This is a genomic window from Labedella gwakjiensis (assembly GCF_003014675.1).
Classification (GTDB): Bacteria; Actinomycetota; Actinomycetes; order Actinomycetales; family Microbacteriaceae; genus Labedella; species Labedella gwakjiensis.
The window spans coordinates 3,613,357-3,635,516 of sequence record NZ_PYAU01000001.1 but is presented as its reverse complement, the minus strand read 5'-3'; the positions used below and the strand labels follow the sequence as shown (position 1 = coordinate 3,635,516).

Genomic DNA, 22,160 nt, shown 5'->3' with positions numbered 1-22,160 from the left:
AGTGTCGGGGGTGCGCCGTAGAATCGGGTCATGACGGCTCTCGGACTCGATGATCGACTCGATCGTGTTCTCGGGGCCAAGACCGCCGGCGTGTTCGAGCGTGGCTTCGGGTTCCGCTCCGTCGGCGATCTCCTGGCCCACTACCCTCGTCGGTATGCACGGCGCGGCGATCTCACCGTGCTGTCCGAACTGCCGATGGACGAGAACGTCACGATCGTCGCGCAGGTCGTGGAGGTCAACGAGCGTCCCATGCGCGCCCGACGCGGCTCCCTTCTCGAGGTCCTCATCTCGGACGGCAACGGCGCTCTCACACTCACGTTCTTCAACCAGTCATGGCGTGCCAACGAGCTGAAACCCGGACGCGCCGGTGTATTCGCCGGCAAGATCAGCTCGTACAAGGGGCACAACCAGCTGGCTCATCCCACGTACGAACTGTTCGAGCCCGACGCCCCGACCGGGATCTCGCCGAAGGTCTGGGCAGAGACGCCGCTTCCGATCTACCCCGCGACGGCTGCGGTCACGAGCTGGGTGATCCAGAAGTCGATCGCGCTCGTCCTCGACGGACTCGGAGCGATCGACGACCCCGTCCCGGCCGACGTGGCGGTGGAGGAACGGATCCTCGGCTTCCGAGACGCGCTGGAGCGCATCCACCGGCCGGCCGACGACCCCGATTGGAAGCGTGCGAGGGAGACCCTGCGCTTCCACGAGGCCTTCGTCCTCCAGGCCGGTCTCCTTCAGCGGCGTCTCTCCGAGCGGGCCGAACACGCCACGGAACGTGCCGCCGCGCCCGGCGGGCTGCTCGAACGGCTCGACGCCGCCCTCCCGTTCGAGCTCACCGACGACCAGCGGCACGTCGGACAGGAGATCGCCGACGAGCTCGCGTCCGGCATCCCCATGAACCGCCTCGTGCAGGGCGAGGTCGGTTCAGGGAAGACCCTCGTCGCCCTCCGTGCGATGCTCGCCGTCGCGGAGTCGGGCGGTCAGTCGGCCCTCCTCGCCCCGACGGAGGTGCTCGCTGCGCAGCACCTGCGGTCGATCGTCGCGTCCCTCGGCCCCGATCTCGCGGCGGAGCTCGCTCCGGTCCTCCTCACCGGTCAGCTGTCCACGGCCGAGCGCCGCCGTGCGTTGCTGCGCATCGTGAGCGGCCAAGCGCGGATCGTCGTGGGCACGCACGCACTGCTGTCGAGCGGCGTCGAGTTCTACGACCTCGGACTGGTCGTCGTCGACGAGCAGCACCGCTTCGGTGTGGAACAGCGCGAGGCGCTCCGACGCAAGGGAGCGGTTCCGCCTCACGTCCTCGTGCTCACGGCCACGCCCATCCCGCGTACCGTCGCCATGACGGTGTTCGGAGACCTCGACGTGAGCGCACTCCGACAGCTGCCCTCCGGGCGTCAGCCGATCGAGTCCTTCGTGGTTCCGCTCGCGGAGAAGCCCCTGTGGATCCGGCGGGCATGGGAGCGGTTGTCCGAGGAGCTCGAAGCGGGGCGGCAGGCCTTCGTCGTGTGCCCGGCGATCGAACCGGGCGAACAGATCGCCTCCGACGACGGTTCGGATGCTCCTCCCGACGATGACGAGAACACGAGGCCGCCGCTCTCGACCGTGAGCGGCGTGCTCGCCGAACTCCGCGCCCATCCGGCCCTCGCCGGGCGGGTCATCGAGCCGCTCCACGGGCGGATGGCATCGGACGAGAAGGACCGGGTCATGCGCGGGTTCGCGGACGCGCGGATCGACGTGCTCGTGGCCACGACCGTCATCGAGGTCGGCGTCGACGTTCCCGGGGCGTCGATGATGGTCGTGCTCGACGCCGACAGGTTCGGCGTCTCGCAGCTGCACCAGCTGAGAGGCCGCGTCGGTCGTGGAGGTCTGCCGGGCCTGTGCCTGCTCGTCACGTCCGCTCCGGAGGAGACCATCGCGCGCGATCGTGTGGAGGCCGTCGCCGCGACGCTCGACGGATTCGAGCTCGCTCAGGTGGACCTCGAGCTCCGTCGGGAAGGCGACGTTCTGGGCAGTGCGCAGTCGGGTGGACGATCCCAGCTCAAGCTGCTGCGGGTCGTCTCCGACTCCGACGTGATCGAACGGGCCAGGGGGTTCGCCCTCGAGGTCCTGCGGACCGATCCCGATCTGTCCGCCCAGCCAGCCCTCCGCGCCGCCCTCGATCGGCGCCTCGACGAACAGACGCGCGCGGCCCTCGCGAAGAACTGAGAATCTGTGGGGGACCGGCCAGGCTCCCTGTGCGCCGGATATGCTGGCTCAATGGTTCACCGGATCGCCGTGATTCCCGGCTCCTTCGACCCCGTCACCCTCGGCCATCTCGATGTCATCGAGCGTGCGGCGGGTCTCTGGGACGAGGTCCACGTCGTCGTCGTGCACAATCCCGGCAAGGAGGCGATGCTTCCGATCAACGAGCGGGTGTCTCTCCTCGAACGGTCGATCGCCGACGCGGGATTCGACGGACATATCGTCGTCGCCTCGTGGAGCATGGGACTGCTCGTCGACTACTGCACCGACGTCGGAGCGCATGTCCTCGTCAAGGGCATCCGTTCGCAGGTCGACGTCGCCTACGAGACGCCCATGGCGATCGTCAACCGCAAGCTCGCCGGAGTCGAGACGGTCTTCCTCCTCCCGGACCCGGCCCACGGCCACGTCTCCAGTTCACTCGTCCGGCAGGTCGCAGCACTCGGGGGCGACGTCTCACCCTATGTGCCGCACGCTGTCGCCGAGAGGATCCAGCGCGCATGACCGACACCACGGCGCAGCGGTCCGATCGGCGAGGCGAGGAGTCAGGAGACCTCACGTTCGACGAGGCGCACGACCTCACTCGACGCATCATCGCGAACGTCGAGAGCGTGATCTCCGGGAAGACGGACGCGGTCCGGATGGCGCTCACCGTCGTGCTCGCCGGGGGCCACCTCCTCCTCGAGGACGTCCCTGGCGTGGGCAAGACGATGCTCGCGCGCACGCTCGGGACATCGGTCGGCTCGAAGGTCAACCGCATCCAGTTCACCCCCGATCTGCTTCCGTCGGACGTCACGGGCGTGTCCGTCTACAACCAGGTCGAGCGCCGGTTCGAGTTCTCGCCCGGACCGATCTTCGCGAACATCGTCATCGGAGACGAGATCAACAGGGCGTCCCCGAAAACGCAGTCCGCGCTCCTCGAGAGCATGGAGGAACGCCAGGTCACGGTCGACGGAACCACCTATCCTCTCGCCCGTCCGTTCACCGTCGTCGCCACACAGAACCCGATCGAGATGGAGGGCACCTACGCGCTGCCCGAGGCCCAGCGCGATCGTTTCATGGCGCGGATCTCGATGGGGTACCCGTCGGCCGATGCCGAGGTGGCCATCCTGACGCGCCGCGAGACCTCGAACCCCCTCGACGCCATCGGCCCGGTCGTCACGAATGATCAGCTCGTCCGCGTGATCGAGACGGTCACGGCGACATACGTGTCCCCGGCCGTCACGCACTACGCGGTCGCGCTCGCGCGGGCGACGCGCGCCCATCCAGACCTCCGTCTCGGGGCGAGTCCGCGGTCCACGCTGCAGCTCGTGCGGGCAGCCAGGGCCCTCGCGGTGATCGAGGGCTACGAGTTCGTCCTGCCCGATCATGTCGACCGACTCGTCGTCCCCGTTCTGGGTCACCGCCTGGTGGCCACCAACAAGGCTCTGGGGCACACGGGGGACAGCGACGCCTTCCTGTCGGCCCTCCTCGACGACATCGTCGCGGCGACGCCCGTTCCCTCCGTCGTCCCCCGGACCTGACATGCCCGTGCGCCGGTGGTTCCGACGACGGCCGCCCTTCCGACCCACTCGCAGGGGCTGGGCCGTCGCCGTCGTCGCCGTCGTCGTCCTGATCGCCGCGGCCGTCTTCGATCGTCGCGAGGGTTTCATCGTCGCCGTCTTTCTCCTGACCCTGCTCATCGTGAGCACCGTGTTCGTCGTCGCCCGTCGAGCGGGACTGGTCGTCTCCCGACGACTGTCCTCCGACATCCTCTCGGTGGGTGAGGACGCCGCTGTGGTCCTCGACGTCCGGACAGACACGTGGGATTCATCGATCAGTCGGTGGAGGGACGTCGTGCCGGAGTCGTTCGGCCGGCCGCCGATGGGGGACGCCCACGTCCTCACATCGGCGAGTGTCGGCGGTTCGGTCCGCGCCACCTACCGGGTGCGTCCTCGACGGCGCGGCGAATTCGTGCTCGGCCCGCTCGTCGTCACCAGGGAGGATCCCTTCGGTCTCGTGTCCGCGGAGAGGTCGTCGACGGGACGCAGTGATGTCGTGGTCACACCACGCGTCTTCCCGCTCGTCCCGTCCGAGCTGATCCAGGCGAGCGGAGAGGGTGCCCGCCACGAACACCGGATGTCGAGCCATCCCCGCGTCGACGAACTCATCGCACGCGAATACCGCGCCGGCGACCCCATGCGACGCATCCACTGGCGTGCGACGGCGCGTCGCGGCGAGTTGATGGTGCGGCAAGAGGAGCAGGAGGTCGACCCCGCCGTCATCCTCGTCCTGGACACCGGGGAGCGCGTCGACGGTCCGCGGATCGATCCCGGGATGTTCGAACACATGGTCGAGATGGCCGCGTCGATCGCCGTGCACACGCTCGCGGCGGGTTTCAGACTGACCCTCGTCGAGTCCGTGCCGCGCGACACCGACGCGGCACGGAGGTTCGAACCCTCGCAGTCCGCCGACGTCTTGAAGCGGCTCGCCGTGGTCGCGCCGATTCGCCCGGACGACGATACTCCCGACATCGCCGTCGTCACGCGCGACGTCCTCGATCGGGCGGGTGCACCGGTGCCCGTCGTCGCGGTCCTGGGTGACGGCGGTGTGACGACGACCCGTCGTCTCGGCCCGCTCGCCCGTCTGGCCGATCCCGCGATCGCCTTCCTCCCCACGGTAGACGGGGGAGCAGCGGTCCTGCGAGGCGCCGGATGGGTCACGGGCGCCCTCGATCCGGAGCGAGCGGTCCCGGAGATCTGGAACGACACGGTCCTGTTGGATTCTGCTGTCGGGGGCCCACGATGACCGCCGCCGATCCGAGTGTCGCGCCGGTCGACGACGCGCAGCCGCGCGGGCGTCAGTGGACGACGGTGCTCGCGATCGGCGCCCTTCTCGCGACGTCGCTCCTTCCGCTCGGCGCCGTGATCCAAGGGATGGATTGGTGGCTGACGGCCATCGGAGCCATCGCCGCCGTCCTCGTCCCGGCAGGAATCGTCAGGTCCGTCGGTGGTCGTTCCTGGGTCGGGACGCTCGTGGGCGGGGGAGTCTGGCTCCTCGGCCTGGTCATCGTCTACGCCCCCGGGTCCGCCATCCTCGGCGTCATCCCCACACCGGAGACGATCTCGGCCTTCCGTGATCTCGCCGTCGAGGCGGGCCGATCACTGTATGTCCAGAGCGTGCCCGTCGAGCCCATCACCGCCCTGCAGTTCCTTCTCGCAGTCGGACTCGGCGCGATCGCCGTCCTCGCCGACGTGGTCGGAATGTCGCTCCGCTCGCCCGCACTCACGGGTGTCCTCGCAATCGGGATGCTCGTCCCGCCGTCCATCTTCACCGGCAGTATCGACCTCGTCGCGTACGCGATCGTGGCCGTGGTCTTCCTCGTCGTGCTCCGATTCGACGGCCGCCGACCCGCGGTGGCGGCGGGTTCCAGCTCCGCCCGGTCGGCCGCCCTCATGGTGGGTGCCGCGGCTGTCGCCGTGACGGTGGTCGCCGCGACCCTCGTGCCCACCTTCTCCACCCGCAGCCTCATCGAGCCGGACGGCGAATCGGCCTTCGGTTCCGGAGTGAGCGAGCTCGCCGATCTCGGACGGGACCTCCAGAGGCCGGGGAACACACCGCACCTCCAGTACCAGACCACGTCGACCTCCGCCCAATACCTTCGGCTGCTCACGCTCGATCGGTTCGAGGGCACGCAGTGGACCTCGAGCGGTGAACACGCCACGGCGGCGCAGGCCGACGGAGAGCGCCTGACGGTGCCCGGCCTCGACGGCGAAATCGCGAGGGAGGAGGCCACGGCGAACGTCGAGATCACCGGCCTCGTCGGCGATCTCCTCCCCGTGCCCTTCCCGTCCGTCGCCGTCGACGGGCTGTCGGGCCAGTGGCAGTGGGACACGGAGGGGCTGACGCTGTCGAGCCCGACCGCGACGGTCGAGGACCAGGAGTACTCGGTGACCTCCCTGGTCATCGAGCCGACGGCCGATCAGCTGCGGAACGCTCCAGCGGAGTACCCGGACGACGTGACGCCGTTCCTCGATCTTCCCGACGAGGTCCCGGACACGCTCCAGTCGGTGTTCGACGAGGTGACGGCCGGGACCGCGAACGGCTACGACGCCGCCTACGCGATCCAGCAGTTCTTCCGGACCGAGTTCCGCTATTCGGTGTCGACACCGGTGCAGGACGGCTACGACGGCGACGGTTTCGACGCAATCGCCGACTTCCTCGAGGAGCGCAGCGGCTACTGCGTGCATTTCGCCTCAGCCATGGCCATCCTGACCCGCATGGCCGGGATCCCCTCACGCGTCTCCCTCGGCTACCTGCCGGGCGATCGCGTCGGTTCGGACGACGACGGTTTCGTCGCCTACCGTGTGGGAAGCGACGACCTGCACGCATGGCCGGAGCTGTACTTCGCCGGGGTGGGGTGGGTGCCCTTCGAGCCGACCCCCGGTCGTGGCGTCGTCCCGTCGTATGCGCTCCAGACGAGCGAGGCTCCCGACGAGGACGACGTGCCGGATGGGTCCGCGACGAGGACGCCGTCGGCGACACCCACTCCGTCCGCATCGACAGATCCCGATGCCTCGTCTGCCGGGAGTGCGCGCGACGTCTCGGCTGCGCAGACGACGGCTGTCGGTTCGGTGCTGCTCGTCCTCGTACTCCTCCTGGTCCTCTCACCCGGTGCCATCCGTCTCATGCGGCGCCGTCGGCGATGGGCGGCGGCGACGATCGGATCCACCGTGCTCCCCGTCTGGGACGATCTGGTGGATTCGGTCGCCGACCTCGGCTACCCGCTCGGCGAGGCCGATTCAGAGCGCGACCTCGCCTCGCGACTCGAGGGGATCCTCCGGGACGACGTGACGGCACGGGAGGCCCTCGGCCGTCTCCTCGCCTCGACCGAGGCGGAGCGGTACGCGGGACCGGGGGCCAGGACGGATGAGGGGATGATCGTCGCGCGTCGAGACGACGCCGTGAGAGTCGTCGGGGCACTCGGACAGGTGGCCTCCCGCTCTCGGCGTGCGCGGGCGGCGATCGCCCCCGCCTCGGTGCTGAGCCCCATGCTGGGCGCCCGTGCACGACCGGTCCAGGCCCATCGGGACACCTAGGGGTCGGGGCGAGGATAGAATCTCCCGGTGACTGGACTGAAGAAGACGCCGTACACGGTCGGAGTGAGGGACCTCGAGGGGCGTCCCGGTGAGATGCGCGAGCACTCCTACGATTTCCCCGTCCCCGATCAGCTGGGAGAGGGGCTCGTCGCCGTCAAGGAGGGCACACAGCTGCACGCGGAGATCCGGCTGGAGTCGGTGCACGAGGGCATCCTCGTGACCGCGGAGATCGACACGACGGCCGATGGTGAGTGCGGTCGGTGCCTTCGTGAGATGTCCCAGCCTGTCGAAGTCGAGTTTCAGGAGCTTTTCGCGTACTCTGGATCGGAAGCGTCTGAGTACGAGGTTCTCAACGACCACGTCGATCTTGAACCTCTCGTCAGAGATGCAGTGGTTTTGTCACTGCCGTTTCAACCGGTATGCACTCCCGATTGCCCCGGTCTCGACCCCGAGACCGGCGAGCGAATGGAGAGTCGGCCGGACCCGGAATCCCGTGAAGCCTCCGATCCTCGGTGGGCTGCGCTCGCGGAGTTCGCCCCCAGACCAGGTGCCGCAGGATCGGGCACGGAAGACAAAGAAGAAGGTTGAATCATGGCTGTTCCGAAGCGGAAACAATCCCGTGCCAACACGCACGCTCGTCGTTCGCAGTGGAAGGCTGAGGTCCCCACGCTCGTGAAGACGGTCGAGAACGGCAAGGTCACGTACAGCCTGCCGCACCGTGCCAAGGTCGTCGAGGACTCCGCGGGCACCCCGCTCTTCCTCGAGTACAAGGGCCGCAAGGTCGCCGACGTCTGATTCCGACATGGAGCCCGATGAGGGCTCGCCGTCGACACGTCTTCCCATGAGCCACGATGAGCATGATTCGCTCATCGTGGCTCTTGGCGTGCCCATCAGTCCCGAACTGCTCGAGCTCGCGCTGACCCATCGCTCGTTCGCCTACGAGCACGGCGGCGTCCCTCACAACGAGCGGCTCGAGTTCCTCGGCGACTCCGTGCTCGGCCTCGCCGTGACGGAGAAGCTCTACCGCGACAACCCGGATCTGCCGGAAGGGTCCCTCGCCAAGATGCGCGCGAGCGTCGTCTCGACGGTCGCACTCGCTGTCGTCGCACGCCGGATCGGGCTCGGCGAGCACATCCGGCTCGGTCGCGGCGAGGAACTCACCGGAGGCCGCGACAAGTCCTCGATCCTCGCGGACACGACGGAAGCGCTGTTCGGCGCCGTCTTCCTCGACAGTGGACCCGAGGTCGCGAAGGACCTCGTGCTGCGCCTCGTCTCACCGCTCATCGGCGAGATCGACCGATTCGGGGCCACCATGGACCCCAAGACGAGCCTGCAGGAAGCCGCAGCTGCCCTCGGCGGACCTGCCCCGACCTACACGGTCTCCGCTTCTGGACCCGACCACTCGCGGACCTTCGTCGCGCGGGTGTCCGTCGGCACGCTCGTGACGGCGGAGGGTACCGGGACGAGCAAGAAGCACGCGGAGATGGCGGCCGCGCTCTCCGCATGGACCGAGCTCGACGCCCGGTCCTCTCGGTGATCGTCGGACCCGATGCCCGAACTCCCTGAAGTCGAAGTGGTCCGCTCCGGCCTCGAGGCCGCCGTGACAGGGGCCGCCGTGACCGGCGTCGACGTCCTCGACCGCCGTTCGCTCCGACGGCATCTCGGCACGGTCTTCGAGGAGGACCTCGCCGGGCGCACGATCACCGCGGCCGTGCGTCGCGGCAAATTCCTGTGGTTCCCCCTCGACGACGGCCGTGCCCTCACCGCTCACCTCGGGATGAGCGGGCAGATGCTGCTGCGCCGCCCGGGCGAGACGGATCGCTTCACACGCGTCGCCCTGTCGCTCGAGAACCCCGACCACGGCGAGCTGGTCGTGAACTTCGCGGATCAACGCATCTTCGGGGGGCTCGCGATCGATCCCCTCGTGATCACCGCGGACGCACGGCCCGCCGGGCACGCGGGCGAGGGCACGGCCGAGCCGCTCATCCCCGAGCGGGTCGCCCACATCGCCCGCGACGCTCTCGACCCGTTCCTCGATCACGAGCGCGTGGCTGCGCGTATCAGGGCGAGCCGAAGCGGAGTGAAGCGGCTGCTCCTCGATCAGACCGTGATCAGCGGGATCGGCAACATCTACGCCGACGAGGCCCTGTGGGCCGCGATGACGGCACCGGAACAACCCGGCGCATCGCTCGACGACGACGACGTGGAGCGGATCCTCGAGGAGGTTCGCTCGGTGCTCCGGAAGGCGCTCGTCGAGGGTGGGACGAGTTTCGACGCGCAATACGTCAACGTCAATGGACAGGCCGGCTACTTCGCCCACAGCCTGAACGCCTACGGGCGTCAGGGCAAGCCCTGTGCGCGCTGCGGTACGAGCATCGTCCGCGTCGCCTTCGCGAACCGCTCGAGCCACTACTGCCCGGTCTGCCAGGTCCTCACGGGGTGAGGGCGGTGGCGCGGAGATCCTTCCGCCACCCACCCTCGGCGCCGACGGGGCGGAAACCGAGGGCTTCGTTGACGTCGAGCATCGGCCGATTCTCTTCGGCGTTGAAGGTGGTCACGACGCGCGATGCGGGTGAGACGTCACGCAGGGCGATGAGGTTCGCCGCCTTCACGAGCATGCCGAGGCGACGTCCGCGGTGTTCTCGAACGACGAGCGTCGACTCCTGGACGACGGGTCGGCGGCGATCGGCGGGGACGAGCAGCTCCGTGAACGCGACGAGTCGCCCGCTGGCGTCGTGCCGAGCGACGGTCGTCAGGCCGAGGCGGCCACCGTCCTGACGGTCCCTCTCCATCCGCCGGACTCGAGCGGCATCCCAGATCTCCTCGTCGAGATCCATTCCGGCGACCGGAGCATCTGTCGACATCCGCTGCTGGAGGTCGACCATGTCGTTCAGCCAGGACTCGGGGACGGGCCCCGCCGCGGTGTGCAGGGAGTAACCCTCGGCCCGACGAGAGGCGTCGTCCCTCGCTGAGACGAGCAGAGGCGCGGTCTCGCCGACGTCGAGTCGGGACATCCGCTCGATCTGCTCGAGCCGGTATCCCCGTGCCGTCGCGAAGCGGACCTCCGGCGCGTTCGCGGCAACAGCGCCGAAACCCGTCGGCGGCCGGAGCTCCGGCCCGCCGCGGAACGGTCCGTGGGCGACGAACGCCTTCAGAACGGTCCGGTCGGCCTCGGCCGCCCATCTTTCGAGTCGCTCGAGAAGGGCTGTGCCGATGCCGGCGTCGCGATAGTCGGGCAAGACCTCCACGGAGACGAAGGCGGTGGGGGAGCCGGTCTCGACGGGAAGCTCGATGACTCCTCGGCCGACGATCCTCCCGTCCGTTCGAGCGAGGAGGAGTCGCTTGGGCTCGTCGACCGTGTTCCGCCATGCCGGGAGCAGCTCTTCGGCCGTCGGCGAGAACTCGTCGGAGCCGATGGCCTCGGCCTCTATCGCGTTGCGCACCTCGACCATCTCGCGGAAGTCCTCGGCACCCGGTCCCTCGAGAGACGCCGGGATGATCGCCTCGTCCAGTTCGACCCTCTCGGCCATGACGTTCCTCCATCCGCGGCCCGCGCGGGCAGCCGATCAGGATACATCCAGCACCGATCGCCGACCAGTGTCCTCGACCGGCGATCGACGGCGCCGCTCCGTCGCTCGCAGCGTGGGAGCGGGGCGCCGCGCCGGGGGTCGGCTACCGTAGACCCGAATCGATCGCGACGGATCGGCCGAAGGGACAGCGCGCGTGTACTTGAAGAGCCTCACGCTCAAGGGTTTCAAGTCGTTCGCGTCCCCTACGACGTTCGCCTTCGAGCAGGGCGTGACGTGCGTCGTCGGGCCGAACGGCTCGGGCAAATCCAACGTGGTCGACGCTCTCGCCTGGGTCATGGGGGAGCAGGGCGCGAAGACCCTCCGCGGCGGCAAGATGGAGGACGTCATCTTCGCGGGTACCTCGACGAGGGGACCGCTTGGTCGCGCCGAGGTCACGCTCACGATCGACAACTCAGACGGCGCGCTGCCCATCGAGTACACCGAGGTCACGATCAGCCGAACGCTGTTCCGCAACGGCGGCAGTGAATACGCGATCAACGGCGAGAGCTGCCGCCTCCTCGACGTGCAGGAACTGCTCTCCGACTCGGGCCTCGGCCGGGAGATGCACGTCATCGTCGGGCAGGGGCAGCTGGACGCCGTGCTCCGCGCGAGCCCCGAGGAGCGTCGCGGATTCATCGAGGAGGCCGCCGGCATCCTCAAGCACCGTCGCCGCAAGGAGAAGACGGTCCGCAAGCTCGAGGCCATGCAGACGAATCTCACGAGGTTGAGCGATCTCGCTAGCGAGATCCGTCGTCAGCTCAAGCCGCTCGGCCGCCAGGCCGAGGTCGCACGGGAGGCCCAGACGATCGCCGCCGTCGTCCGCGACGCCCGTGCCCGCCTGCTCGCCGACGAGGTCGTGGGCCTCCGCCGGCAACTCGAGGACTTCTCCCGCAACGAGTCGGAGCGGCACACCGAGCGGATCGTCCTGCAGGAGCAGCTGGAGCAGAAGACTCTCCGCATCGCGCGCATCGAGCAGGAGCAGCAGAGTGATGCCGTGGACGGTGCGCGCCGCACGAGCTTCGCGCTCGAGTCCATCCAGGAGCGCACCCGAGGGCTCTACACGCTCGCGACCCAGAAACTCGCGCTCCTCGGGGCCGAGGCCGAACCGACGGAGCTCACCGAGGGCGTGACGCCAGAGGCCGTTGCGCGGGCCGCCGCCCTCGTCGTCGAACTGCAGGGCGGACTCGCCGGCGCGGAGGCGGCGTGGACCGCGGCGCGCACGGCGACGTCGTCCGCTCGAGCGCGCCTCGACGCGATCGACGAGGAGATCGCCGCGCAGAGTGCGCTCGTGTCCCGGCACGATCTCGAGATCACGAAGCTCGTCGGTCAGGCCGACACCGCCGCCAGTCGACTCGCCGCCGTGCGCGGTGAACGACTGCGCCAGCAGAACGCCATCGATCAGGCCGAGGTGCGACGAGACGAAGCGGCGAGCACGCTCGCGCGGATCGATGAAGAGTCGCCGCTCCGCGACCTGGGGGACAGCGGTCTCGACGAGGCGTACGAACTCGCTCAGGGGGAGGTGTTCGAGGCCGAAGCCGAGATCGATCGTCTGCGCGAACAGTTGCACGGCCACGAACGCGAGCGGGATGCTCTCACCGCCCAGGTGCGTGCCCTCGGTCGGGCGCTCGAGGTGAAGGACGGCGCGTCCGACCTCATCAGGGCGTCGCTGCCGGGCATCCGGGGGATCGTCGGCGACTCCGTCCAGGTGTCGTCCGGATTCGAGACGGCGATCGCCGCCGCCCTCGGATCGACGGCGGAGGCCGTCCTCGCCGAGGACATTGACGCGGCCGTCGCGGCCGTGACGCGTGCGACGGATGACGACCTCGGCCGCGTCGAGGTCGTCATCGGCGACGCGCATGCGCCATCCGCCGCGTGGCCGGAGGTCGACGGTGTGACCCCGGCCTCGTCCGTCGTGACGGCTCCCGACGGGGTGATGGGTCTGCTCGCGTATGTGGGCGTCGCCGACGGCATCGCCGCAGCGCGTGCGGCGATGCCGACGCTGCGTGCGGCCATGGACGGCGTGCCGGTCACGATCGTGACGCGAGCGGGGGAGGTGCTCACGGAGCACCTTTTGCGAGGCGGCTCCGGCGGAGAACAGGGCCGTATCGAGCTCGTCGCGGAACGCGACGCCGCTGCCGAGCGTCTCACCGTGGTGGAGCGCACCATCGACGAGGAACGGTTCGAGCTCGCGGAGCAGCGGGCCGCCGTGTCGGCCGCGAAGGAGCGCTCCCAGCTCGCCCTCGGCGCGCTGCGCGAATACGACGCGCAGCTCGCTGCCGAGACCGAGAAGGTCAACAGGGCTCGTGTGCAGGCCGAGGCATCCGCCGCCGAGTTCGATCGTCTCGTCGTCGCCTTCGATCTGTCCGCCGAGCAGCTCTCCGCGGCCGAGTCCGCGGCCGACCGCGCGAAGGCGGAACTCGAGACGGCGCGTTCTCGTCCCCGGCCGATCCTCGACGTGTCCGCCCGCGACGCACTGTCTGCGGAATTCGAGCAGGCTCGGGAGCGTGAGGTGGAGGCGCGACTCGAGGTCGAGACGGCGCGCGAGCGCATCCGGGCCGAGCAGGAGCGCGTCCAGGCGCTCGAACGGCGTCGCGCCGCGGAACGTCAGGCGGCGGAGCAGGCCGCGCGCCGGGCGGTCGTCCGTCGGCGCCAGATGGACACGGCCCGGCGGGTGGTCGATGCCCTCCCCGCCGTCCTGTCGTCGCTCGATCGTTCCGTCGCCGAAGCCCGGCTCGTCCTGTCGCGCGCGGAGGCCGACCGCTCGAGCCAGAACGAGGAGCTCGGTCGGCTGCGACGGGAGGAGCAGGCCCTTCGTGAGCGGCTCCAGGCCATCACGGAGAGCGTCCACGGCCTCGAGCTGCAGATCTACGAGAAGAAGCTCCACCTCTCAGGGCTCCTCGAGCGCGCTGGGTCGGAACTGGGCCTCGTCGAAGACGTCCTCGTCGCGGAGTACGGACCGGACGTCGAGATCCCGGTCGCCGACGCCGAGCCGGACGAGAACGGGAATCGACCGAGCGTGCCGTTCGAGCGCCAGCAGCAGCAACGCCGATTCGAACAGGCCGAGCGGAAGCTCGCGCAACTCGGCCGGGTCAATCCGCTCGCGCTCGAGGAGTTCGCGGCTCTCGAGCAGCGTCACACCTTCCTCACCGAGCAGCTCACCGATCTCACCAAGACCCGAGCGGATCTCGTGACGATCATCGAGGAGCTCGACGAGAAGATGCAGGTCATCTTCGAGGCGGCGTTCGAGGACACCCGTACGGCATTCGGCGAGGTCTTCCCCGTCCTGTTCCCGGGCGGTACGGGCAGCATCCGGCTCACCGACCCCGAGAACCTGCTCACGACGGGCATCGAGGTGAGCGTGAAGCCCGCCGGCAAGAAGATCGAGCGGCTGTCGCTGCTCTCCGGCGGAGAACGGTCGCTCGCCGCCGTCGCGCTTCTGATCGCCATCTTCAAGGCTCGCCCGAGCCCGTTCTACATCATGGACGAGGTGGAGGCGGCCCTCGACGACGCGAACCTCGGCCGACTCCTCGCGATCTTCGAGGATCTCCGGGAGACGAGCCAGCTCATCGTGATCACCCACCAGAAGCGCACCATGGAGATCGCCGACGCCCTCTACGGCGTCTCCATGCGCCAGGACGGCGTGTCCGCCGTCGTCGGTCAGCGGGTCGTGGAGGAGCGCGCCTCCTGACGCCGTCGTCCACCGTCGACGATTCGCGAGCCCGGCCCCCGGTAGGCTGGGAGGATGGCAGAACGCACTCCGTGGTCCCTCAGCGGGGCCCTGCGCGGCATGTTCCAACGTCCGACGATCACCGAGGACACGTGGGACGATCTCGAGAACGCCCTCATCGGCGCCGACTTCGGTCCCGATGTCACGGAGGCGGTCATCGCTGAGCTGCGCGCCAACGTCGAGCGGTTCCGTACGACCGATCCCCGCGACCTCCAGCGCATGCTGCGGGAGACCATCGAGGAGCGGCTGTCGAAGTACGACACGACGTTGCGGCTGACGGACCGGCCTGCCGTGGTCCTCGTCGTCGGTGTGAACGGCGTGGGCAAGACCACGACGATCGGCAAGTTCGCGCGCTTCCTGGGAACGTACGGACGCACGGTGGTCGTCGGTGCGGCCGACACCTTCCGCGCGGCTGCCGTCGACCAGCTCGCCACCTGGGCCGAGCGGGGCGGCGCGCAGATCGTGCGCCCGCAGCAGCAGGGTCAGGACCCCGCGTCGGTCGCTTACCAGACGGTGGAGTTCGCCCAGCGCACCGGTACCGAGATCGTTCTCATCGACACCGCCGGCCGGCTCCACACGAAGGGTGGGCTCATGGACGAGCTCACGAAGATCCGCCGCGTCGTGGAGAAGCAGGCTCCGGTGGCCGAGGTGCTCCTCGTCCTCGACGCGACCACCGGCCAGAACGGCCTCATGCAGGCGCAGGCGTTCATCGAGCACGCGGGTGTGACGGGCCTCGTCATCACGAAGCTCGACGGTTCCGCCAAGGGCGGATTCGTCCTCGCCGTGCAGGAGCAGACTGGCATCCCGATCAAGCTCGTGGGGCAGGGTGAGGGCATCGGGGACCTCACGGGATTCACGCCCCACGTGTTCGCACAGAAACTGGTGGGCTGACATGGCAGTGGAACACGACTTCTTCGGCGTCGTCGAGGCATCGAGCGACGGGAGCGCCTACTGGTCGGAGAACGTCGAGCTCGGCGACCTCTCCGTCGACGTCTCGCTCGTCGCCGAGGATGCCGGCGATCTGCGTGAGGAGGACCTCGACCTCGTCCAGGCCATGATCCTCTCGCTGGACGGGATCGATCGCGAGACCCGGGAATCGATGGTCGCCGAGCTGGGTGACCGCTCGTCCGTGACGGTGACGTACGTCGACGCCCTCATCGAGGAACTCGGGGACGCGATCCACGACGTGCTCACCGACTCGTCCGGCGATCTCCCGATGGACGTCCTCCGTTCGCTCATCGTGTCGAGGATCGAGTTCCGTCCACTGTCCCGCGGTACGGACGACGTCTTCGCGGTGCTCGAATACACCCTGGGTGAGGACCTCAGCGAAGAGTTCCTCGTCGCCTCGATCAACCGCACCGGCGAGATGGTCGACACGGAGATCCAGGACTGATCCCAGCTGTCGTTCGCCTCGGCCGTCAGGCCGGGGTGCCGGCCGACACGGTGGCCTCCTGTCGGAAACCGCCGGCGTCGGCGAGATGTCTGAGGGCCTCAGGCACCTCGCGACCGTGAGCGAGCATCGTCCGCGCCCACAGGCGGCCGGCGCGATACGAGGAGCGCACGAGCGGTCCGGCGAGCACCCCGGCGAAGCCGATCTGCTCGGCCTCTTCGCGGATCTCGACGAACTCCTGCGGGGTCACCCAGCGGGCGACCGGTAGATGGCGCGGAGTCGGGCGCAGGTACTGGGTGACCGTGATGATGTCGCACCCCGCCTCGTGCAGGTCGCGCAACGCCTCGGACACCTCGGCCCGCTCCTCGCCCATCCCGAGGATGAGGTTCGATTTCGTCACGAGACCGGCGTCCCTCGCTCGGGTGATGACGCCGAGCGAGCGCTCGTAGCGGAACGCCGGCCGGATGCGTGAGAAGAGACGCGGAACGGTCTCGACGTTGTGTGCGAAGACCTCGGGCATGGATTCGAAGACCACGTCGAGCAGGGCGGGATCTCCCGAGAAGTCTGTCGCGAGGATCTCGACGCCCGTTCCCGGGTTCATCGCGTGGATCCGTCGCACCGTCTCGGCGTGCAACCATGCGCCCTCGTCCGGAAGATCGTCGCGCGCGACGCCCGTGACCGTCGCGTACCGCAGTCCCATACGCCGCACCGAGACGGCCACACGCGTCGGCTCGCCCGTGTCGTAGGCGGCCGGTTTCCCGGTGTCGATCTGGCAGAAGTCGCAGCGACGAGTGCATTGGGACCCGCCGATGAGGAAGGTCGCCTCGCGGTCCTCCCAGCACTCGTAGATGTTCGGGCAGCCGGCTTCCTGACAGACCGTGTTGAGACTCTGGCTCGACACCAGTTCACGGAGTTGCCGGTACTCCGGCCCCATCCGTGCTCGTGTCTTGATCCACTCGGGCTTCCGCTCGATCGGTGTCTCGGCGTTCCGCGCCTCGATACGGAGGAGTCGGCGGCCGTCGGGCGCCGCGGTCATGCGGGCACCTGCTCGGAAGCGAAGGCGGCGGTGACCATGTCCGCCACATCTGCGGGCACCATGCGCCGTCCTGCCACGATCGACAGCGTGGACACACCGGCGTCGGAGATCCCGCACGGCACGATCGTGTCGTAGGCCGCTAGTGAGTTGGAGCAGTTGAGGGCGAACCCGTGGAGGGTGGTGCCGGAGACGACGCGCACGCCCACAGCACCGATCTTGACGGCGCCTGTGGGGGAGTCGACCCAGACGCCGGACCTGCCGGTGATCCGGATGCCGACGACGCCGACCTGCGCGGCGACGTCGATCATGACCTGTTCGAGGCGACGGACGTGACCGACGACGTCTCGGTACTCCGCCAGTCTGACGATGGGGTAGCCGACGAGCTGTCCGGGACCGTGCCACGTGATGCGGCCGCCTCTGTCGACGTCGATGACGGGGCTCCCGTCGCGGGGCAGGTCGCCTGGTTCCGTGCGGCTCCCGGCGGTGTAGACCGAGTCGTGTTCGCAGAGGATGACAGTCTCTGGCCGGACCCCGGCGACCACCTCTGCATGGATCTCGCGTTGCAGCCGGAGTCCGTCGGCGTATGGGAGCGTGTGCGGAGCGAAACCCGCGAGAAGCACATCGGTCATGGGCCAAGTCTGCAATTAATGTATCCAGTACACAAATACGACACGCGACGATGAGGAGGCGCGCTCATCGACCGGTAAACTGGAGGTCTCATGGCTACCTTTGGAAATCTCTCCGACCGCCTCGCGGACACCTTCAAGAACCTGCGCAAGAAGGGCACCCTGTCGGCGTCGGACGTCGACGGCACCGTTCGTGAGATCCGCCGGGCGCTGCTGGAGGCCGACGTCGCATTCGATGTCGTCAAGGACTTCACCTCGCGCATCCGGGAACGGGCTCTCGGCGACGAGGTCAACAAGGCGCTCAACCCGGCTCAGCAGGTCGTCCAGATCGTCAACGAGGAGCTGGTCGCGATCCTCGGCGGGCAACAGCGCCGCCTCGAGTTCGCGAAGAACCCGCCGACGGTCATCATGCTCGCGGGTCTCCAGGGCGCCGGTAAGACGACGCTCGCGGGCAAGCTCGCGAAGTGGCTCGCGAAGGACGGGCACACGCCGCTCCTCGTCGCGGCCGACCTCCAGCGTCCGAACGCTGTCACGCAGCTGTCCGTCGTCGCTGAGCAGGCCGGTGTCGCCGTCTTCGCACCCGAGCCGGGCAACGGCGTCGGAAACCCGGTGAAGGTCGCCAAGGACGGCGTCGCCTACGCCCGTTCGCGCCAGTACGACACGGTCATCGTGGACACGGCCGGTCGACTCGGCGTCGACGCGGAGCTCATGAAGCAGGCCGCCAACATCCGCAAGGCGGTGGACCCTGACGAGGTCCTCTTCGTGATCGACGCGATGATCGGCCAGGACGCGGTCAACACCGCCAAGGCGTTCCAGGACGGCGTGGACTTCACGGGTGTCGTCCTCTCCAAGCTCGACGGCGATGCCCGCGGTGGAGCGGCTCTGTCCGTCGCCTCCGTGACGGGCCGCCCCATCATCTTCGCCTCCACGGGTGAGGGCCTCGACGACTTCGAGCCGTTCCACCCGGACCGGATGGCGTCCCGCATCCTCGACCTCGGTGACATCCTCACCCTCATCGAGCAGGCCCAGGAGGCCTTCGACGAGGAGGAGGCCCGCAAGGTCGCGGAGAAGTTCGCGACGGACACGTTCACGCTCGAGGACTTCCTCAAGCAGATGCAGCAGTTGCGCAACATGGGCTCGATCAAGAAGATGATCGGCATGCTCCCGGGCGCCGGAGCGATGCGAGAGCAGCTCGACTCGTTCGACGAGCGCGAGATCGTGCGGACCGAGGCCATCATCCAGTCGATGACTCCGGCGGAGAGACGCAATGCGAAGCTCCTGAACGGCTCCCGCCGCCTGCGTATCGCCCGCGGCGCCGGCACGAGCGTGACCGAGGTCAATCAGCTCGTCCAGCGGTTCGAGCAAGCGGCGAAGATGATGAAGACCGTCGCCCGCGGGGGAGTGCCCCAGATGCCCGGCATGGGGCCGATCCCTGGCGCTCACGGCGGAGCATCGCGGAAGCAGTCGGCCAAGGCGAAGAAGAAGTCCGGTGGCTCGCGGTCGGGCAACCCCGCCAAGCGGGCGGCAGAGAACTCCGGTGCTCTCGCTGCCGCGCCGCAGCCGGGCTCCGGTTCGGGCTTCGGGCTCGGATCCGGTGGCGCGGCTCCGGCCGGTGCCCCGTCGGAGGATGAGCTCGCCGCATTGCAGAAGTTCCTCGGTCGCGGCTGAGCCTCGGCGCCGCTCCGTCGCCTGCCGGTGAGTGTCAGGCCGGGGAGAGTGTCAGGCAGGGGTGAATGTCAGGCCGGAGCGATTCCGTGTCGCAGCTCGTGAGCGAGGGAACGGACCACGGCCGTCAGATCGCCGCCGTTCGCCGCGGCCACCCGCTGCTGACGCTGCGAGCTCGCGCCGGCGTCGAGGATGTCGCCGATCGAGGCGAGCTCGGCCGAGCACCCTAGCCGCTCGGCCGTCGGAGCGAGCGTCTGCACGAGTGAGCGCAGGTCGTCGGAGACGAGAGACTCCCGTCCGTCCGAGCCGACGATGAGCTCGGCGTCGAGGCCGTACCGCGCGGCGCGCCACTTGTTCTCGCGGACGTACCATGGCGCGAGGGTCGTGGGTGACTCTCCGCGGTCGAGAGCGGACGAGAGGTCCTCCGTGAGGCAGTGGATGAGGGCGGCGACGGCCCCGAACTCGGTGAGGGTCGAGGTGCTGTCGCACGCCCGGAACTCGAGGGTGCCCCAGCGGGGAGCCGGCCGGATGTCCCAGCGGACCTCGGTGACGTCCTCGACGATCCCGGTCTTCGACATGTCGTCGACATAGCGCTCGAAGTCGCCCCACTCGCGGAGCTGATACGGCAGGCCGGCCGTCGGAAGCTGCTGGAACATGAGCGCACGATTGGACGGGTACCCGGTGTCGACCCCGGCCCAGAACGGGCTGGACGACGACAGGGCCTGGACGTGGGGCGACCACGTCAGCAGGGCGTCGAGGAGCGGCATCACCTTGTCACGGTCCTCGATGCCGATGTGGGTGTGGACACCCCAGATCATCATGTTGCGTCCCCACCACTGGGTGCGGTCGATGAGCTTGTGGTACCGGGGCTTGTCCGTGACCGGCTGGTCGAACCACTGCCCGAACGGGTGAGAACCGCTCGCGATGAGCTCCACACCGAGGGGATCGATGATCTCCCTCACCTCGGCGATCTGCCCCTCGAGGTCCCGGACGGCCGAAGGGACGTCGTGGTGCACTCCGCTCACGAGTTCGACGGTATTGAGGAGGAGCTCACCCGTGATGTGCGGGTGGTCCGATCCGTCTGGTTGCTTGAGTCCTTCGAGGACCTCGTCGGCGATGGAGCGGAGCTCTCCCGTCTCGGCGTCGACCAGCGCGAGCTCCCACTCGAGACCGATCGTCGAGCGTTCCGACGAAGCGAACTCGATCTGCACGTTGTGCCCCTTCCGGTGGGCTGGCTGGCGTCGTCGCCATCCTTCCATGCGTCGACCGGCTTTCGCGGACGGCGCGGACGGCTGTTGCCTCCCGTGTCGGCGACGACCCCGGGATTAGGACGAGCGCTCGCGTCGTGACAGAATACAGAGTTGGATGCGCCGTGCCCGACCCTCTATCCGGTCCGGCTGCGTCCCCTCGAGCTCATGCCGAGTGTGCCCCCACGCTCACGGCGGCAGTTCATACGACATCTCATACACATCAGGAGCATCGTTTGTCCGTCAAGATCCGTCTCAAGCGCCTCGGTAAGATCCGCGCGCCCTACTACCGCATCGTCGTCGCCGACTCGCGCACCAAGCGCGACGGCCGCGTGATCGAAGAGATCGGCAAGTACCACCCCACCGAGGAGCCCTCGTTCATCGAGGTCGACTCCGAGCGCGCGCAGTACTGGCTCTCCGTCGGCGCTCAGCCGACCGAGCAGGTCGCCGCGATCCTCAAGCTCACGGGCGACTGGGGTCGCTTCAAGGGCGACAAGGACGCCGTCTCGACCGTCAAGGTCAAGGAGGCGAAGGTCGCCTTCGTCGCCGACGAGAAGAAGAAGCCGGTCCTCAAGCCCAAGTCGGAGCCGAAGGCCGCTCCCGCTCCGGAGGCCGCCGAGACCGAGGCGCCCGCAGAGGCCGCCGACGCAGACAAGGCCTGACGTTGCTCGGACCCGCGCTCGAACACCTCGTCAAGGGGATCGTCGACAATCCCGACGACGTCCGCGTGGTCGAACAGAACACCGCACGCGGTGAGGTCCTCGAGGTTCACGTGAACCCCGAGGACCTCGGCCGCGTGATCGGTCGTTCGGGCCGCACCGCGAAGGCGCTCCGCACGCTCATCACGGCTCTCGCCGACGGACGGCGCGTGCGCGTCGACGTCGTCGACACCGACGCCTGACGTGGCGGACGTGGATCGCAAGACCGAACTGCGCGTCGGTCGGCTCACCAAAGCGCATGGCCTGAAGGGCGCTCTCAAGGTCGAGCTCTACACGGACGACCCGTCGACGCGCTTCACTCCCGGAGCCACTTTCTCGCTTCAGGTCCCCGCGGACTCCCCGTGGTCGGGAAAGTCGATCGAACTGGCCGAGCTCCGCTGGTACAACCAGCAGCCCGTGGCTTTCTTCGTCGGAATCGACGACCGCACGGCCGCCGAGACTCTCGTCAAGGCGATCCTCTGGGTCTCGCTCGATCCCGACGCGCTCCCCGAGGAGGAGAACGCGTGGTACGACCACCAGCTCGTCGGCCTCCGTGTCCTTCACGGCGATGACGAGGTCGGTCGAGTAGCCCGCGTCGACCACTTCCCGGCGCAGGACCTCCTCGTCGTCACCACGCCGGCCGGCGAGGTCCTCGTTCCCTTCGTCTCGGCCATCGTGCCCTCCGTCGATGTCGTGGCCGGCACGGTCATCGTGACGCCTCCTCCGGGTCTCTTCGAGATGAACGCCGACGCCGATACAACGGAAGCCGACGCAGCCGACAGCGACGCAGCCGACAGCGACGCCCCGGAGGCCGTCTCCGACGAGAGCCAGGGCGAGCCCGACGGCGACGCGTCGCCGGAGCACAAGCCCGAAGGCTGAGGAGGAGCGC

General features: G+C 68.7%; 20 protein-coding genes. 16 read left to right on the top strand and 4 right to left on the bottom strand.

All coding sequences use genetic code 11. The annotated features are described in order from the left end of the window. Positions 1–30 precede the first annotated feature (30 nt). The 9 genes from CLV49_RS17130 (at position 31) to mutM (ending at position 9,756) form a co-directional block, all read left to right on the top strand. Positions 31–2,202, top strand: a complete 2,172-nt coding sequence (locus CLV49_RS17130; RefSeq protein WP_106564624.1) for an ATP-dependent DNA helicase RecG — start codon at positions 31–33, stop codon at positions 2,200–2,202. Between the two features lie 51 nt (positions 2,203–2,253). After that, positions 2,254–2,739, top strand: a complete 486-nt coding sequence (gene coaD / locus CLV49_RS17125; protein WP_106564623.1) for a pantetheine-phosphate adenylyltransferase — start codon at positions 2,254–2,256, stop codon at positions 2,737–2,739. Next, positions 2,736–3,758, top strand: coding sequence for an AAA family ATPase (locus tag CLV49_RS17120; RefSeq protein WP_106564622.1), 1,023 nt, complete (start codon positions 2,736–2,738; stop codon positions 3,756–3,758). Before coaD ends, CLV49_RS17120 begins: the two co-directional genes overlap by 4 nt. Position 3,759: 1 nt before the next feature. Continuing rightward, positions 3,760–5,022 carry a DUF58 domain-containing protein gene (locus tag CLV49_RS17115; RefSeq protein WP_106564621.1) on the top strand — a complete coding sequence of 421 codons (1,263 nt, stop codon included), beginning with the start codon at positions 3,760–3,762 and terminating at the stop codon, positions 5,020–5,022. Further along, a complete protein-coding gene (locus CLV49_RS17110; RefSeq protein WP_106564620.1) occupies positions 5,019–7,313 on the top strand; it encodes a transglutaminase TgpA family protein in 2,295 nt (764 codons plus the stop codon). The genes CLV49_RS17115 and CLV49_RS17110 overlap by 4 nt, the downstream gene beginning before the upstream one ends. Before the next feature lie 93 nt (positions 7,314–7,406). Beyond that, the gene (locus CLV49_RS17105) at positions 7,407–7,901 is read left to right on the top strand and encodes a YceD family protein (protein ID WP_106565191.1); all 495 of its coding nucleotides are present in this window, start codon (positions 7,407–7,409) and stop codon (positions 7,899–7,901) included. Between the two features lie 3 nt (positions 7,902–7,904). Then, on the top strand, positions 7,905–8,108 hold the full coding sequence (gene rpmF, locus CLV49_RS17100; protein WP_106564619.1) for a 50S ribosomal protein L32: 204 nt from the start codon (positions 7,905–7,907) through the stop codon (positions 8,106–8,108). Between the two features lie 46 nt (positions 8,109–8,154). Further along, the gene (gene rnc, locus CLV49_RS17095; protein ID WP_106564618.1) at positions 8,155–8,850 is read left to right on the top strand and encodes a ribonuclease III; all 696 of its coding nucleotides are present in this window, start codon (positions 8,155–8,157) and stop codon (positions 8,848–8,850) included. A 12-nt stretch (positions 8,851–8,862) separates the two neighbouring features. Next, the gene (gene mutM / locus CLV49_RS17090) at positions 8,863–9,756 is read left to right on the top strand and encodes a bifunctional DNA-formamidopyrimidine glycosylase/DNA-(apurinic or apyrimidinic site) lyase (RefSeq protein ID WP_106564617.1); all 894 of its coding nucleotides are present in this window, start codon (positions 8,863–8,865) and stop codon (positions 9,754–9,756) included. On the opposite strand, the gene CLV49_RS17085 is transcribed toward mutM, so the two are convergent. Further along, positions 9,746–10,843: a GNAT family N-acetyltransferase gene (locus CLV49_RS17085; RefSeq protein ID WP_106564616.1), complete on the bottom strand. Its 1,098-nt coding sequence runs from the start codon at positions 10,841–10,843 to the stop codon at positions 9,746–9,748. The genes mutM and CLV49_RS17085 overlap by 11 nt on opposite strands. 193 nt (positions 10,844–11,036) lie before the next feature. Here CLV49_RS17085 and smc point away from each other — a divergent pair, with 193 nt between their 5' ends. The 3 genes from smc to CLV49_RS17070 are packed head-to-tail and all read left to right on the top strand — an operon-like array spanning position 11,037 to position 16,002. Continuing rightward, complete coding sequence (gene smc / locus CLV49_RS17080; RefSeq protein WP_106564615.1) at positions 11,037–14,570, top strand: chromosome segregation protein SMC; 3,534 nt, start codon at positions 11,037–11,039, stop codon at positions 14,568–14,570. A 54-nt stretch (positions 14,571–14,624) separates the two neighbouring features. Beyond that, positions 14,625–15,500 (top strand): signal recognition particle-docking protein FtsY, encoded by an 876-nt coding sequence (gene ftsY, locus CLV49_RS17075; protein WP_106564614.1) that lies wholly within the window; start codon positions 14,625–14,627, stop codon positions 15,498–15,500. A 1-nt stretch (position 15,501) separates the two neighbouring features. Next, the gene (locus CLV49_RS17070; protein ID WP_106564613.1) at positions 15,502–16,002 is read left to right on the top strand and encodes a DUF2004 domain-containing protein; all 501 of its coding nucleotides are present in this window, start codon (positions 15,502–15,504) and stop codon (positions 16,000–16,002) included. A 25-nt stretch (positions 16,003–16,027) separates the two neighbouring features. On the opposite strand, the gene lipA is transcribed toward CLV49_RS17070, so the two are convergent. Together lipA and lipB are read right to left on the bottom strand one after the other, a co-directional pair. Then, positions 16,028–17,035 carry a lipoyl synthase gene (gene lipA, locus CLV49_RS17065; protein ID WP_106564612.1) on the bottom strand — a complete coding sequence of 336 codons (1,008 nt, stop codon included), beginning with the start codon at positions 17,033–17,035 and terminating at the stop codon, positions 16,028–16,030. After that, positions 17,032–17,664, bottom strand: a complete 633-nt coding sequence (gene lipB, locus CLV49_RS17060) for a lipoyl(octanoyl) transferase LipB (RefSeq protein WP_106564611.1) — start codon at positions 17,662–17,664, stop codon at positions 17,032–17,034. Before lipB ends, lipA begins: the two co-directional genes overlap by 4 nt. A 90-nt stretch (positions 17,665–17,754) precedes the next feature. Here lipB and ffh point away from each other — a divergent pair, with 90 nt between their 5' ends. Further along, positions 17,755–19,329, top strand: coding sequence for a signal recognition particle protein (ffh, locus tag CLV49_RS17055; protein ID WP_106564610.1), 1,575 nt, complete (start codon positions 17,755–17,757; stop codon positions 19,327–19,329). A 68-nt stretch (positions 19,330–19,397) separates the two neighbouring features. Here ffh and CLV49_RS17050 read toward each other — a convergent pair whose 3' ends face one another. After that, positions 19,398–20,537, bottom strand: coding sequence for a glutamate--cysteine ligase (locus tag CLV49_RS17050; protein WP_106564609.1), 1,140 nt, complete (start codon positions 20,535–20,537; stop codon positions 19,398–19,400). Positions 20,538–20,809: 272 nt separating this feature from the next. On the opposite strand from CLV49_RS17050, the gene rpsP reads away from it, so the two are divergent. The 3 genes from rpsP to rimM are packed head-to-tail and all read left to right on the top strand — an operon-like array spanning position 20,810 to position 22,150. Continuing rightward, entirely contained in the window at positions 20,810–21,235 is a 426-nt protein-coding gene (rpsP, locus tag CLV49_RS17045) for a 30S ribosomal protein S16 (RefSeq protein ID WP_106564608.1), read from the top strand. Between the two features lie 2 nt (positions 21,236–21,237). Beyond that, a complete protein-coding gene (locus tag CLV49_RS17040) occupies positions 21,238–21,474 on the top strand; it encodes an RNA-binding protein (protein ID WP_106564607.1) in 237 nt (78 codons plus the stop codon). A gap of 10 nt (positions 21,475–21,484) precedes the next feature. Continuing rightward, positions 21,485–22,150, top strand: a complete 666-nt coding sequence (rimM, locus tag CLV49_RS17035) for a ribosome maturation factor RimM (RefSeq protein WP_243696517.1) — start codon at positions 21,485–21,487, stop codon at positions 22,148–22,150. The last annotated feature ends 10 nt before the right edge of the window (positions 22,151–22,160 follow it).

Excerpts from the sequence above, each read along its gene's own strand:
- CLV49_RS17115 (WP_106564621.1), top strand. The coding sequence starts at position 3,760 with ATGCCCGTGCGCCGGTGGTTCCGACGACGGCCGCCCTTCCGACCCACT.
- ftsY (WP_106564614.1), top strand. The coding sequence starts at position 14,625 with ATGGCAGAACGCACTCCGTGGTCCCTCAGCGGGGCCCTGCGCGGCATG.
- rnc (WP_106564618.1), top strand. The coding sequence starts at position 8,155 with ATGAGCCACGATGAGCATGATTCGCTCATCGTGGCTCTTGGCGTGCCC.
- mutM (WP_106564617.1), top strand. The coding sequence starts at position 8,863 with ATGCCCGAACTCCCTGAAGTCGAAGTGGTCCGCTCCGGCCTCGAGGCC.
- CLV49_RS17120 (WP_106564622.1), top strand. The coding sequence starts at position 2,736 with ATGACCGACACCACGGCGCAGCGGTCCGATCGGCGAGGCGAGGAGTCA.
- rpmF (WP_106564619.1), top strand. The coding sequence starts at position 7,905 with ATGGCTGTTCCGAAGCGGAAACAATCCCGTGCCAACACGCACGCTCGT.
- lipB (WP_106564611.1), bottom strand. The coding sequence starts at position 17,664 with ATGACCGATGTGCTTCTCGCGGGTTTCGCTCCGCACACGCTCCCATAC.
- CLV49_RS17110 (WP_106564620.1), top strand. The coding sequence starts at position 5,019 with ATGACCGCCGCCGATCCGAGTGTCGCGCCGGTCGACGACGCGCAGCCG.
- coaD (WP_106564623.1), top strand. The coding sequence starts at position 2,254 with ATGGTTCACCGGATCGCCGTGATTCCCGGCTCCTTCGACCCCGTCACC.
- ffh (WP_106564610.1), top strand. The coding sequence starts at position 17,755 with ATGGCTACCTTTGGAAATCTCTCCGACCGCCTCGCGGACACCTTCAAG.
- CLV49_RS17130 (WP_106564624.1), top strand. The coding sequence starts at position 31 with ATGACGGCTCTCGGACTCGATGATCGACTCGATCGTGTTCTCGGGGCC.
- CLV49_RS17085 (WP_106564616.1), bottom strand. The coding sequence starts at position 10,843 with ATGGCCGAGAGGGTCGAACTGGACGAGGCGATCATCCCGGCGTCTCTC.
- CLV49_RS17105 (WP_106565191.1), top strand. The coding sequence starts at position 7,407 with ATGCGCGAGCACTCCTACGATTTCCCCGTCCCCGATCAGCTGGGAGAG.
- CLV49_RS17070 (WP_106564613.1), top strand. The coding sequence starts at position 15,502 with ATGGCAGTGGAACACGACTTCTTCGGCGTCGTCGAGGCATCGAGCGAC.
- lipA (WP_106564612.1), bottom strand. The coding sequence starts at position 17,035 with ATGACCGCGGCGCCCGACGGCCGCCGACTCCTCCGTATCGAGGCGCGG.